The organism is Streptomyces sp. NPDC092296 (assembly GCF_044755465.1).
Taxonomy (GTDB): domain Bacteria; phylum Actinomycetota; class Actinomycetes; order Streptomycetales; family Streptomycetaceae; genus Peterkaempfera.
In genome coordinates this window covers 57,149-68,965 of the sequence record NZ_JBIVRB010000009.1, presented here as the reverse complement: position 1 = coordinate 68,965, position 11,817 = coordinate 57,149, and the positions used below count along the sequence as shown (strand labels likewise).

The following is an 11,817-nucleotide window of genomic DNA, read 5'->3' as shown; positions in this document are numbered from 1 at the left end:
ACGTGTTCGTCCACCATTCCCCGTGTTCGTCCGCCGGCGGTCGCCGCATCGAGCGACCCTGGGCCGGTCGTGTTCCGCCTGTTGCCGCGACCTATTCGACCTGTCCACCCGATTGATCGGAAGGTGTGGCGGAGCCGAACAATCAATCCCGCCGCACTCACCCGGAGCAGCCCCCGAGCTGCGGGCGGAGGTGACAGAGCGTCAGGCATGACGCGGGCGTCTCACCGGTTCCTCCGCCCCGTCCGGCGCACCGGACAGCGCGGAGGCCGCCACGCAGATCGAGCCGCTGATCGACAAGCTCGCCGACCGGGAACGGGCAGCGGGTCAGGGCGCCGAGCATCTGCGTACGCAGATCGAGGAGCTCACCGCGCGTCCGGCCGAGGTCGCGGGCCGGCTCGAGGGAGTTGCGCGCCGTGGCCGACCCGCACCACGGTGCGCCCGCCCGTCATCGCCGCACCCCCTCACGCTCCTAGGCCCGCCAATCCCGAGTGGTTGAACACGAACGACCGCAGCAGTGGTGACATCGTGTAGCGGGACCCGGTCGCCGTACCCAGGAAACCCGCATCCACCAACGTCTCCAGCACGAGTACGGGGGACCCCCCGCCGATTCCCGGGACCTCGGCAAGATCCCCCGGGTACACCCCTGCACTACCGCGTTCGGAGACGTACCTCAGGGCCACCTTCGCCCGCCGGGACAGGGGTCCATAGGCTGCCGCCAGTCGGCCGCGCAGGCTCAGCTCCCCCACCTGCAGATTGGCGACGAAGCCCTCTCCTTCCCTCAGGTACCGCAGAGCGTCCACCGGCGTCCAGCAGGGATGGGCAGCCAGCTGCTTGCCGACGATGCTCAAGGCCACGGGAAGGTCGTCGCAGAGCTCGGCGATCTGGACGACCGGCTCCCACTCCGTCCGCGTCCGCTCCGGGCCGGCGATCGACTGGATCAAGGCTACGGCGTCCGGGCGACCGAGCGTACCGACATCCATCCGTGCCACCCCGTCGAGACCCAGCATCCGCGCACGGCCGGTCACCAGGATCTGACTGCACAGTGCCTCCACGAGGAAGGGCAGAATCTGTTGCTCGCCCTGAGCATTGTCCAATACGACCAGGATTCGACGAGAGGAAAGTATGGACCGGAAGAGAGCGGCCGACTCGCCCGTACTGTGCGGAATCTTTTCCGGCGGCACGGCAAGCGCCCTGAGGGCACTTGCCATGATCTGGGAGACCGGAACGTCTCTCATCTCGTCCGCACCGAGGTCGAGATACAGCTGACCGTCAGGGAAGTCCGCCGACATCTCCCGGGCAAGCACCAGCACGAATGCGGTCTTGCCGACCCCGATGCGCCCGCTGACTATGAGCGGCACCCGGGTGCCCCGTCGTGACCTCATCAGCCCGAGAGCCCACGCGCGCTCGGCACCGCGACCGATGAGCTCATCCGGCCCCAGCGGGAGCTGCGCCGGGCGCGGAACCCCCACATCCCGCTGCCTGGCCCGCAGGGCTGCCCCGTCGGCAGGCCGCTCCACAGCCCCCAACGGCCCGTCCTTCTCCGCCTCCTCCACATCGCATTCCCGGGCGACACTACGCCAGCGCCGTTCCCACTCGCCGAGGTCACCGTCGCAGGCGCGGACGTAGCCAAGCGCGACTTGCAACGTCGGCAGCCGCCGGCCGTCCGCAGCGCTGGAGAGTACTGACGCGGAAAACAGCGCAACCCTGGCCATTTGCCGGTAACTGGGCTGCCCAGATCTGCAACGCAACTTCCTCAAGTCATGTGCAAACGCCACAATCGGACTGTCTTCCGAGTCGAGCGGATTTTCCGGCCTACCCACAATCCTTCCCCCCACGCCCATGCCAGGGCTCTCGCATAGTCGCCGTGATCTTGTGAAGATTTTGGTCGGTGGGGGCGTGACCGGATGAACCGAAGCTCCGTTGCGGCAGGTGAGCCGCCGACTCGCATAAAGACAAGGGAGTTTCGGTGATTCGCGTGCCTGCCGTGCCTGCCGTGCCTGCCGCCGTGCTGCCCCGCACCGTCCCCGGGTGGACGGCCCGCCGGAGGTGCAGGACCCGCCTCGGCGACGCGGACGGCGCTACCCGCTGCGCGCCCAGGTCGAAGCGGCGGCCTGCGCGGTGTCGGCCGGGACCGGCTGCTGAGCCGCCATCGGCCACTGGCTCACCAGGGCACCGCAGGATGCGCCGACCCGGCCCGGCCGTCAGGCCGAACCCGAAGACCTCGCATCGGCCGTGTGGTCGCACTGGCACATCGAAAACAAGGTGCATTACGTCAGGGACACCCTCTGAGACGAGGACCGCTCCCGTACCCGCACCGGACACGGCCCCGAGAACATCGCCGCCTTGCGCAGCACCGGCCTCGCGCGACTCCACGCCTGCGGCGGGAACGCCATCACTGCCGCCGTCCGCGACCGGTCACACGAGCCCTTCACCGCCCTGCTCAACATCCTCGACACCTCCGCCGGCCAGCACGGATGCTGACGAGATCCGACTTTGCAGGATCCCTGACTGCGTGCTGGAGACGTGACCGAGGTCGACGTGTGCGCACCGCACGAAGCGGGGACCCGAGGACATGATCACTAGAGAATATCTCCCTGTCATGCCGTGTCAATCCCGTTCACGTTATGGACGTTGGTGGCAGAGACGAAGGAGAAAGAGTGGGTACGCCCACGACATGCTCGCGTTCCCCGTCCTGGGCCGGGGAACGGTTCCGGGGCGGCCGGGCGAGTTGGGCATGCACCCAACTCCTCAGCAGTCAGGGCGGCCGGGGGGAGGAGCGGAGCCCCGCCGGGGGAGCGGTGGTCAATGCTGCCCCTCCGACGGCTTCGCGCCCACGGGCAGGTCGAGCTTGGTGTGCTTCGATGCCCTGTTCCACTCCTCGGCCAGCTCCCGCAGATCCGCGTCGATCATCTGGCTCGGGTAGGCCCAGCGCAGCAGCGGCGCGGTCATGGTAGTGGTGACGAGGGCCATGACCACCATCAGCGAGTACAGGTCCGTGTCGAGTAGTCCCAGTTGCAGGCCGACGCCAAGGATGATCAGTTCGGTGAGGCCGCGGGTGTTCATGAGGATGCTCAGCGTCGTCGCCGATCGCCCGGACTGGCCGGCGACCCGTGCTCCGAGGTAGGAGCCGCCGAACTTGCCGCTGATCGCCACGAGGAGGATCAGGCCCAGATCGCCGAGTCCGCCGCCACTCAGCGTGGTCAGGTCCACCTTCAGCCCTGCCACGGCGAAGTACGCCGGCAGCAAGATCCAGATGATCGTCTCAAACCGGTCCCTGATCGCCGCGCGCAGCCACTCCGTGCCATGGCGTGGCACGATCGCGCCGGCAAGGAACGCGCCGAAGATGAAGTGCAGCCCGAACCACTCACTCAGCGCGCCGGACATCAGGAGCAGCACCGTCAGCGCGCAGAGTGGCCCGGCTCCGATTCCCCGCTCCCCAGCCCCACGTTCGAGGTCGGCTCGGCCCCGCTCCGGCGCGGCCAGGAGCCTGCCGAGCAGCGGCCGTACCACCCCCACCATGGCGAGGGCGTACGGCACGACCAGCAGGACGTGCCAGGAGTTCTGGCCTCCGGTGAAGGTGAGCACGGCCGCGAGCAGGAGCCAGGCGACCACGTCCCCGACGGCCGCACTCGCCATGGCCAGCGCACCGACCCGCGTGTGCTGGATGCCCTGGTCGGTGAGGATGCGGGCCAGTACCGGGAACGCTGTGATGGACATGGCCGCGCCGATGAACAGCAGGAAGCCGAGCCGGTGTCCGACCGCGTGGCCATTCCACAGGTGGAGCGCCAGCAGGACACCGAGTCCGAACGCGCAGACGATCGACCCGACGGATACCCCGGCCGCAGCACGCCCGTTCCCGCGCAGCAGCCGGTAGTCGAGTTCGACGCCCACGAGGAACATGAAGAGGGCGACTCCGAGGTTGCCGAGCGTGGTGAGCATCGGCCGGACGTCCGGGGGCAAGAGCGTTTCCGACAAGGCGCCATGGAACAGGGTCGGACCGAGTAGGATGCCTGCGAGAATCTCGCCGATGACCGCCGGCTGGCCACACCGCCGCGCGAGGCGCCCGAGCACATGCGCGAGCGCGAGTATCAACGCTAAACCGACCATGATCATGGTTGTTTGATGGGTTGTCATGAGCGCTCCCTCTCCACAGGTCGACTGGCATGCGACGGCAACGTCGGTCCCCCTCCGCTCCTGCACCTTCCGATGTCTGCTCGGTGATGCCTGTCGCGAAGGCCGATGCCACATCCTGGGCTACCCGAGGGACTTCCCGCCAGCATCGTAGGGAATGGGCTGCTCACGTCCGCCGGGAAACCCGGAGATCCGTGATCAGCGAGATGCCAGACGATCCTGTCGGCCGTGGCATTCGCCCCAGTCCGTCATGACCAGGCCGTCGAGCACTTCGGGGTCGGTGGCCGGCCCGGTCGCCGCTTGGTCGGGCTGAGGCCGGCGCGATCACCGACGTCCCGACGGGCGTACGGCAGTGGCCGGCGCCGGCCGCCATGGGGAAGCGGCTCGGCGGCGGTCCTGGCGGGGCGTACTGCCGGCGCCATCCGCCGGTCCGGACCTCGGCGGCGTAGCGCGCGGCACCGGCGACGAACATCGTGGTGCCGTCGAAGACGATGTCCGTACCGGCCGACAGCCCGCTGTTCACGGTGGTGGTCCACAGCCGCGCCCCGGCCGCCCCCGCGCGCACAGCGGTGAGATCTGAGCCGTCCCAGCCGTCCCCGCCGTCCCCGCCGTCCGCGAACGTGGTGACGAACGTGGTGACGAACGTGGAAGACCTGCCGCCGAGCGCGAGCGAGCGCCAGGTCAGGTCAGTGATTTCGCGGTTGGCGTCGCGGCTGGTGTCGCGGCTGGTGTACGGGCAGCCGCGATTCGAGCGGAAGACCACCGGACCGCCGGGACGACGGATTCGGCAGGCGGCCCGCAGGGCATCGGCGACCAGTTCGGTCCGCAGCAGCGCACGGCCACGGTCCCTCGCCGTGACTACGGGTGCAGCTTCTCGCCCTTCGCCAGCATCGCCACATACTTTTCGATTCGGCGCGCCCGGGTCTCGGCCTTCTTGGCGTCTTGGATCCGGTACAGGATCGCGAAGCGGTTCTGCCGGTCCAGTGTCTCGAAGAACTCCGCCGCGGCCGGGTCGGCGGCCAGGGCCGCGGTGAGGTCGTCCGGCACCGTGGCGGTCTTCGCGCCCTCGTAGGCGGCTTCCCAGCGGCCGTCTGCCTTGGCGCGGTCGACCTCGGCCTGTCCCGGCGGCTGCATCCGGCCCTGCTCGATCAGGGCGGCCACCTTGTCCCGGTTGGCCTTGGACCACTTGCTGCGCGGCTTGCGCGGGGTGAACCGCTGGAGCCACCACTGGTCGTCGAACTTTGCCTTCTGGCCGTCGATCCAGCCGTAGCAGAGTGCCACGTCGAGCGCCTGGGTGTAGTCCAGCGCGGCGATTCCGGAGCCCTTTTTGCGAAGCTTGAGCCAGATGCCGGGCGAGACGGCGTGGTGCTCGCCGAGCCATGCCCGGAATGCCTCGGCGGATTCGAATGCGACGGTCTCCAAGTCCTGAGTCACCCCAGCAGCGAACCACACTCGGCCGATTGCCATGAGGCATTGGGCACGGCCCCGGACGCGCGATGCCCGTGGGCCTGCGTGATCATCTCTGTTCTCGGCGCGGAACGATCATGCCGGGGCCACGGGCTTGGTCAACGGTACGACGTTGCTGCTCGACCTCGACGGGGTGTCCGCCGCGTGGGTTGAGCGGCTGGCCGACGGACGAGACAGCCAGAGCCTGCCCGGCCTGCGGGGTGTTCGCCACCCGGGTCAAGGGCTCGGCGGTGACCCGGCCACGTGATCTCCCTTACGGTGAGAGCGGATTGGAGTCCCGCCGGCACAAGCGCCGCTGGTGGTGTCGCGAGGCCGGCTGCCGCGCCGGTCCCTCGCGGAGCAGATGCCGCAGATTCCGGCCGGTGCCAGGCTGACCGCCCGGCTGCGGGATACGGCCGGGCGCCGCATACGGGATGCCGGCTCCACGGTCATCCAGGCCGCACGGGATCTGCATCTGTCCCGGCCGACCGTGATGGAAGCCTTCCACACGCAGGCCCGCGACGTCACCGAGGCACCTCTGCCGCAGGTCACAGTCCTGGGCATCGACGAGACCCGCCGCGGACGGCCGAGCCGGGAACAGGATGCGGAGACCGGCAAATGGCGCCTGACCCGGGACCGGCGGCACACCGGCTTCGTCGACGCCCCCGGCCACGGCGGGTGCTCGGACAAGTCGAGGGCCGTGCCGTTGAGCTGGGGGTGCGGCCCTCGAAGGTCGGCGCGGGATACTGAGCGGCATGCGCGTCGACTTCGACCCTGAGGCCATGGACTCCAGGGCGTTCTACAAGCTGCTCACGGCGGTGGTCGTACCCCGGCCGATCGCGTGGGTGTCCACGCCGGCGGCGGACGGGCAGACGGCCAACCTGGCCCCGGCGACGTTCTGAGGACATGGGTGTCGTGGGCTGTGATGTCAGCCCAGGTCAGAGGGGTGTGACACCAGGCTCGATCGAACCAGATGGTCAACGGCGGGTCTGGAGCGGGACCCGCAGGCGTCGCCGCCCTGCGCGAGGGGTGGCACTTCGTCGGCGTCGAGGTGTCCTCGCTGTGGGTGCCGATTATTACGTCCGTGCAGGTCAACTCTCTGGTGCTTCCGCGTCCGCAGTCGGACGTGATCGGGTCTCGTACTGGTCCGCTTCGCCTACCTCGCGGTCTCCCATGCCTTCGCCGCCCTACGACAACTACCGATGAGCGACCACGGGAAGGACATCGAGATCCTGGCCCTGCGCCACCAACTCACGGCCCTGCAAGACAACTCGGCAACCAGCGACCCCGGTACCAGACCGAGGACCGGGCCCTCCTGGCCGCACTGCGAGAGACCCTGCGCCGACTGCGACTCCTGATCAGCCCGGACGGGCCGACTGCCCGCAACGCCTCCGGTATCGCGAAACGCAGCACGTCACGCAAGCCCTGGGGTATCCGCAGTGCCCAGTCCGGCGGCAGCGCCCGGCCGTTGGGCAGCGACTACAGCATGGCTGTGCACGTGCACCGTGCTGCCGAGTTCCCGGCCGTCCTCAACGGCGACGACCAGGGCCCGGCCGGACAGGGTGTCAGGAAGGTGTGCTCAGTACGGCACGACAGGCGAGAGCTGGTAGACGGCCACGGAGCGAACCCGGCGAGCCCGCACCTCCCAGTACGCGGGACTCGACGCCGCCCAACCCGGCGGTCAGGACCCCTCGCGGGGCCGGCCCGAGACGCCCTCGTACCAGTCGTTCGCCTCGACCATGCCGTCCATGCTGGGCCAGTACGGCTTGACCACATCATCGACGTCCTTGAAGTACACGGTGGCGCACATCGGGTACTGCCGGCCGTCGGGCGCCGCGATGACGGTGGGAGGCTCCACCCAGACGTACTTCCCCGCCTGCTGCCACTTGCGGCGCGCGAAGGTCAGACCGGGGTCCGCCTGCCCCTTCGCCACTACTTCCGCCCAGGTCAAATCCGCCATGGACGCGAGCGTAAAGCCTGCCTCCCTCACCGCGCAGGGGGAGTTGACGCCGACCCGCGCCGCCCGCTACAAGCCCCGAGCGATCGGAGGAGATGCGCGGGTATGCCGCCGGGCGGTTGGAGGCCGGGCCGGGGTGGGCACTTCGAAGTCGTCCTCCCGGGGTATGGCGGTGGCGGCCGTCGCGCTGTTGGCTCCGGGGCTCGGATCGCTGAGCTGGGGGTGCGGTCTGCGGTTCGGGGCGGGATGGATACTGAGCGGCATGCGCATCGACTTCGACCCTGAGGCCATGAACTCCAGGGCGTTCTACAAGCTGCTCACGGCGGTGGTCGTACCCCGGCCGATCGCGTGGGTGTCCACGCTGGCGGCGGACGGGCAGACGGCCAACCTGGCGCCGCACTCGTTCTTCACGGTGGCCTGCACCGAGCCGCCGATCGTGCAGTTCACCGTGGTCGGGCGGAAGGACTCGCTGCGCAATGCCGAGGCCACCGGCGAGTTCGTGGTGAACTTCGCGCCCGAGCCGCTCATCGAGCAGATCAACGCCACCGCCACCGACTTCCCCGCCGACCTGGGGGAGTTCGACGCGGTCGGCATCGAGCGCGAGGCCAGTCTGCGGGTCCGGCCGCCTCGGGTGGCCGCGTCGCCGGTCGCGCTGGAGTGCCGGCTGCACAGCACGCTGCGGCTGGGCAACTCCACCGTGGTGTTCGGGCAGGTCGTGCACGCGGCGGTGCGCGAGGAGGTCGTGGAGGACGGGCACCCCCGGATCGACCTGCTGCGGCCGCTGTCCCGGCTGGGCCGGGACGAGTGGGGGGCCACCGGCGGCATCCGGGAGGTGTCCCGCATCCGGTACGCCGACTGGCAGCAGCAGGGCTGACCGTGAAGCTCAGCTGTGCTTCCGGTTAAGAAAACCTCGATGGACTGAAAGCCCGGCACCGGGCAGATTTCTCTCTGCCCGGTGCGGTCTTCTCCGTACGCAGGGCTCCTTCCGCCCTGCCCGCTCCCCACCGCGCGGCCGGGCCCACCCGCGCGTACCCAGGAGCCGCAGCCGTGAAGGCACTCGTCAAGGAGAAGGCAGAACCCGGGCTGTGGCTGATGGACGTGCCCGAGCCGTCCATCGGCCCCGGCGAGGTGCTGATCAAGGTGCTGCGCACCGGCATCTGCGGCACCGACCTGCACATCCGCGCGTACGACGGCTGGGCGCAGCAGGCGGTGCGCACCCCGTTGGTGCTGGGGCACGAGTTCGTCGGCGAGGTCGCCGAGACCGGGGCCGACGTGGTGGATATCGCGGTCGGCGACCTGGTCAGCGGCGAGGGCCACCTGGTGTGCGGCAAGTGCCGCAACTGCCTGGCCGGCCGCCGCCACCTGTGCCGCAGCACGGTCGGCCTGGGTGTGGGCCGGGACGGCGCCTTCGCGGAGTACGTGGCGCTGCCGGCCGCCAACGTCTGGGTGCACCGGGTGCCGGTCGACCTGGACACTGCCGCGATCTTCGACCCGTTCGGCAACGCGGTGCACACCGCGCTCTCCTTCCCGCTGGTCGGTGAGGACGTGCTGATCACCGGGGCCGGTCCGATCGGCATCATGGCGGCGGCGGTCGCCCGGCACGCGGGCGCCCGCAGCATCGTCATCACCGACGTCAGCGACTACCGGCTGGAGCTGGCCCGCGAGGTCGGCGTCAGCCTGGCGCTGAACGTCGCGGAGACCTCCATCGAGGAGGGACAGCGCCGGCTGGGCCTGCGCGAGGGGTTCGACATCGGCCTGGAGATGTCCGGCCGCCCCGAGGCGATGCGGGACATGATCGCCAACATGACGCACGGCGGCCGGATCGCCGCGCTCGGCCTGCCGGCCCAGGAGTTCCCGATCGACTTCGCCAAGGTCGTCACCTCCATGATCACCATCAAGGGGATCTACGGACGGGAGATGTTCGAGACCTGGTACGCCATGTCGGTGCTGCTGGAGGGCGGTCTGGACCTCAGCCCGGTGATCACCGGCCGCTACTCCTACCAGGACTTCGACGCCGCCTTCGACGACGCCGCCAGCGGACGCTGCGGCAAGGTCATCCTCGACTGGACCGCCTGAGCCCGGATCACCCGAGCACCCAAGGAGCCTCCCCGCCATGTTCGATTCGGTACGCGACGAGCTGCGCACCACCCTGGACGAGATCCGCGCCGCCGGGCTGCACAAGCCCGAGCGCGTCATCGGCACCCCGCAGAACGCCGCCGTCGACGTCACCGCCGGCGGCCGCCCCGGCGAGGTGCTCAACTTCTGCGCCAACAACTACCTGGGCCTGGCCGACCACCCCGGTGTGGTCGCCGCCGCCCACACCGCGCTGGACCGCTGGGGCTACGGCATGGCCTCGGTGCGGTTCATCTGCGGCACCCAGGAGGTCCACAAGGAGCTGGAGCAGCGGCTCTCCCGCTTCCTGGGCACCGAGGACACCATCCTCTACAGCTCCTGCTTCGACGCCAACGGCGGCGTCTTCGAAACCCTGCTGGACGAGCGCGACGCGGTCATCTCCGACGCCCTCAACCACGCCTCCATCATCGACGGCATCCGGCTCTCCAAGGCCCGCCGCCACCGCTACGCCAACCGCGACCTGGCCGACCTGGAGCAGCAGCTCAAGCAGACCGCCGACGCGCGCCGCCGCCTGATCGTCACCGACGGCGTCTTCTCGATGGACGGCTACCTCGCCCCGCTGCGCGAGATCTGCGACCTGGCCGACCGCTACGACGCCATGGTGATGGTCGACGACTCGCACGCCGTCGGCTTCGTCGGCCCCGGCGGACGCGGCACCCCCGAACTGCACGGCGTCATGGACCGCGTCGACATCCTCACCGGCACCCTCGGCAAGGCCCTCGGCGGCGCCTCCGGCGGCTATGTCGCCGCCCGCGCCGAGATCGTCGCCCTGCTGCGCCAGCGCTCCCGCCCGTACCTGTTCTCCAACTCGCTGGCCCCGGTGATCGCCGCCGCCTCGCTCACCGTGCTCGACCTGCTGGAGGACGAGGGCGAGACCGGTCCCGGCGCGGGTCTGCGGCAGCGGCTGTACGACAACACCGCGCTGTTCCGCCGCCGGATGACCGAGGCCGGCTTCGAGATCCTGCCCGGCGACCACCCCATCGCCCCGGTGATGATCGGCGACGCCGCCGTGGCCGGGCGGATGGCCGAACTGCTGCTGGAGCACGGCGTCTACGCGGTCGGCTTCTCCTACCCGGTGGTCCCGCACGGCCAGGCCCGCATCCGGGTGCAGCTGTCCGCCGCGCACAGCACCGCCGACGTGGAGCGGGCGGTCGCCGCGTTCGTCGCCGCGCGGGCCGCCCTGGCAGGATGAACGGGTGATCGATACGCGGCGGCTGCGCACCCTGCGGGCGGTGGCGGACCACCGCACGGTGACCGCCGCGGCCGCCGCGCTGTACCTCACCCCCTCGGCCGTCTCCCAGCAGCTGGCCGCGCTGGAGCAGGAGACCGGCCACCGGCTGCTGGAGCGGCACGGCCGCGGCGTGCGGCTGACCGCCGCCGGGGAGATCCTGCTCGGGCACGCCAACGCCGTACTGGCCCAGCTGGAGCGGGCCGAGGCCGAGCTCGCCGCGTACACCTCCGGCGCGGCCGGGGAGCTCACCGTCGCCTCCTTCGCCACGGGCATCGGCCTGGTGCTCGCCCCGGCCATCACCGAGCTGGCCCGCAGCTCGCCCGGCATCCGGGTGCGGGTGCGCGACGCCGAGGGCGACGAGAGCCTGCCAATGGTGCTCGACGGGCAGGCCGACCTGGCGGTGGCCGTGGAGTACCGGGGCGCGCCGCGCGAGGACGACCAGCGGCTCGCCCGGGTGCCGCTGTACGCCGAGCCCTTCGACGCCGTACTGCCGGTCGGGCACCGGCTCGCCGCCGCCGACCGGGTGCCGGTCGCGGACCTGGCGGACGAGGTGTGGATCGGCCCCTACCCCGGCAACCCCTGCCATGACGTGGTGGTGCTGGCCTGCGAGTACGCCGGTTTCCAGCCGCGCCTGGTGCACTCCTCGGACGACTTCCGGGCCGTGGTCGCCCTGGCCGGCGCCGGAGCCGGGGTCGCCCTGGTGCCCCGCTCGGCGCTGCGCGGCATGGACCTGGCCGGTGTGGTGGTCCGCCCCGCCGACGGCGTCGCCGCGACCCGCCGGGTCTTCGCCGCCGTCCGGCGCGGCGCCGAGGAGCACCCGCTGATCCGCCCGGTGCTGGACGCGCTGCGGGCCGCCGCCGCCCGGATCGGCTGAGCCCGGCCGACACCCGATCCGCCGAACATGGCGGCGCGGGCCGCT

13 protein-coding genes and 1 pseudogene are annotated in these 11,817 nt (G+C 70.5%); 9 read left to right on the top strand and 5 right to left on the bottom strand.

What is annotated here, in order from left to right; genetic code table 11:
- Positions 1–461: 461 nt before the first annotated feature.
- The gene (locus tag ACIQGZ_RS20390) at positions 462–1,712 is read right to left on the bottom strand and encodes an NB-ARC domain-containing protein (protein WP_402603526.1); all 1,251 of its coding nucleotides are present in this window, start codon (positions 1,710–1,712) and stop codon (positions 462–464) included.
- A gap of 631 nt (positions 1,713–2,343) precedes the next feature.
- Here ACIQGZ_RS20390 and ACIQGZ_RS20385 point away from each other — a divergent pair.
- The gene (locus ACIQGZ_RS20385) at positions 2,344–2,481 is read left to right on the top strand and encodes a hypothetical protein (protein ID WP_402603524.1); all 138 of its coding nucleotides are present in this window, start codon (positions 2,344–2,346) and stop codon (positions 2,479–2,481) included.
- A 321-nt stretch (positions 2,482–2,802) separates the two neighbouring features.
- Here the strand turns inward: ACIQGZ_RS20385 and ACIQGZ_RS20380 are convergent, their stop codons facing one another.
- From ACIQGZ_RS20380 to ACIQGZ_RS20370, 3 genes are all read right to left on the bottom strand, one after another.
- Positions 2,803–4,134: a cation:proton antiporter gene (locus ACIQGZ_RS20380; protein WP_402603522.1), complete on the bottom strand. Its 1,332-nt coding sequence runs from the start codon at positions 4,132–4,134 to the stop codon at positions 2,803–2,805.
- Positions 4,135–4,297: 163 nt separating this feature from the next.
- Entirely contained in the window at positions 4,298–4,894 is a 597-nt protein-coding gene (locus tag ACIQGZ_RS20375) for a hypothetical protein (protein WP_402603520.1), read from the bottom strand.
- 95 nt (positions 4,895–4,989) lie between these two features.
- On the bottom strand, positions 4,990–5,598 hold the full coding sequence (locus ACIQGZ_RS20370; RefSeq protein WP_402603518.1) for a YdeI family protein: 609 nt from the start codon (positions 5,596–5,598) through the stop codon (positions 4,990–4,992).
- Positions 5,599–5,627: 29 nt separating this feature from the next.
- On the opposite strand from ACIQGZ_RS20370, the gene ACIQGZ_RS20365 reads away from it, so the two are divergent.
- The 4 genes and pseudogenes from ACIQGZ_RS20365 to ACIQGZ_RS20350 all read left to right on the top strand — a co-directional run bounded on the left by ACIQGZ_RS20365 (position 5,628) and on the right by ACIQGZ_RS20350 (position 6,935).
- Positions 5,628–5,972: a transposase family protein gene (locus ACIQGZ_RS20365; RefSeq protein WP_402603516.1), complete on the top strand. Its 345-nt coding sequence runs from the start codon at positions 5,628–5,630 to the stop codon at positions 5,970–5,972.
- A complete protein-coding gene (locus ACIQGZ_RS20360; protein ID WP_402603514.1) occupies positions 5,942–6,355 on the top strand; it encodes a hypothetical protein in 414 nt (137 codons plus the stop codon). The genes ACIQGZ_RS20365 and ACIQGZ_RS20360 overlap by 31 nt, the downstream gene beginning before the upstream one ends.
- A pseudogene (locus ACIQGZ_RS20355) lies at positions 6,333–6,476 on the top strand (flavin reductase family protein); the annotation flags it as partial. The gene ACIQGZ_RS20360 and the pseudogene ACIQGZ_RS20355, both read left to right, overlap by 23 nt.
- Before the next feature lie 303 nt (positions 6,477–6,779).
- On the top strand, positions 6,780–6,935 hold the full coding sequence (locus tag ACIQGZ_RS20350; RefSeq protein WP_402603513.1) for a hypothetical protein: 156 nt from the start codon (positions 6,780–6,782) through the stop codon (positions 6,933–6,935).
- A 323-nt stretch (positions 6,936–7,258) separates the two neighbouring features.
- Here the strand turns inward: ACIQGZ_RS20350 and ACIQGZ_RS20345 are convergent, their stop codons facing one another.
- On the bottom strand, positions 7,259–7,537 hold the full coding sequence (locus tag ACIQGZ_RS20345; protein WP_402603512.1) for a hypothetical protein: 279 nt from the start codon (positions 7,535–7,537) through the stop codon (positions 7,259–7,261).
- Positions 7,538–7,796: 259 nt separating this feature from the next.
- Between ACIQGZ_RS20345 and ACIQGZ_RS20340 the strand changes: the two genes are divergently transcribed.
- The 4 genes from ACIQGZ_RS20340 (at position 7,797) to ACIQGZ_RS20325 (ending at position 11,772) form a co-directional block, all read left to right on the top strand.
- On the top strand, positions 7,797–8,408 hold the full coding sequence (locus ACIQGZ_RS20340; RefSeq protein WP_402603511.1) for a flavin reductase family protein: 612 nt from the start codon (positions 7,797–7,799) through the stop codon (positions 8,406–8,408).
- A gap of 173 nt (positions 8,409–8,581) precedes the next feature.
- On the top strand, positions 8,582–9,610 hold the full coding sequence (tdh, locus tag ACIQGZ_RS20335; RefSeq protein WP_402603509.1) for an L-threonine 3-dehydrogenase: 1,029 nt from the start codon (positions 8,582–8,584) through the stop codon (positions 9,608–9,610).
- A gap of 37 nt (positions 9,611–9,647) precedes the next feature.
- The gene (locus tag ACIQGZ_RS20330; RefSeq protein WP_402603508.1) at positions 9,648–10,859 is read left to right on the top strand and encodes a glycine C-acetyltransferase; all 1,212 of its coding nucleotides are present in this window, start codon (positions 9,648–9,650) and stop codon (positions 10,857–10,859) included.
- Positions 10,860–10,863: 4 nt separating this feature from the next.
- Positions 10,864–11,772 (top strand): LysR family transcriptional regulator, encoded by a 909-nt coding sequence (locus ACIQGZ_RS20325; protein WP_402603507.1) that lies wholly within the window; start codon positions 10,864–10,866, stop codon positions 11,770–11,772.
- Positions 11,773–11,817: the final 45 nt, after the last annotated feature.

Excerpts from the sequence above, each read along its gene's own strand:
- ACIQGZ_RS20380 (WP_402603522.1), bottom strand. The coding sequence starts at position 4,134 with ATGACAACCCATCAAACAACCATGATCATGGTCGGTTTAGCGTTGATA.
- ACIQGZ_RS20330 (WP_402603508.1), top strand. The coding sequence starts at position 9,648 with ATGTTCGATTCGGTACGCGACGAGCTGCGCACCACCCTGGACGAGATC.
- ACIQGZ_RS20340 (WP_402603511.1), top strand. The coding sequence starts at position 7,797 with ATGCGCATCGACTTCGACCCTGAGGCCATGAACTCCAGGGCGTTCTAC.
- ACIQGZ_RS20360 (WP_402603514.1), top strand. The coding sequence starts at position 5,942 with ATGCCGCAGATTCCGGCCGGTGCCAGGCTGACCGCCCGGCTGCGGGAT.
- ACIQGZ_RS20350 (WP_402603513.1), top strand. The coding sequence starts at position 6,780 with ATGAGCGACCACGGGAAGGACATCGAGATCCTGGCCCTGCGCCACCAA.
- ACIQGZ_RS20345 (WP_402603512.1), bottom strand. The coding sequence starts at position 7,537 with ATGGCGGATTTGACCTGGGCGGAAGTAGTGGCGAAGGGGCAGGCGGAC.
- ACIQGZ_RS20390 (WP_402603526.1), bottom strand. The coding sequence starts at position 1,712 with ATGGCCAGGGTTGCGCTGTTTTCCGCGTCAGTACTCTCCAGCGCTGCG.
- ACIQGZ_RS20370 (WP_402603518.1), bottom strand. The coding sequence starts at position 5,598 with ATGGCAATCGGCCGAGTGTGGTTCGCTGCTGGGGTGACTCAGGACTTG.
- ACIQGZ_RS20365 (WP_402603516.1), top strand. The coding sequence starts at position 5,628 with ATGCCCGTGGGCCTGCGTGATCATCTCTGTTCTCGGCGCGGAACGATC.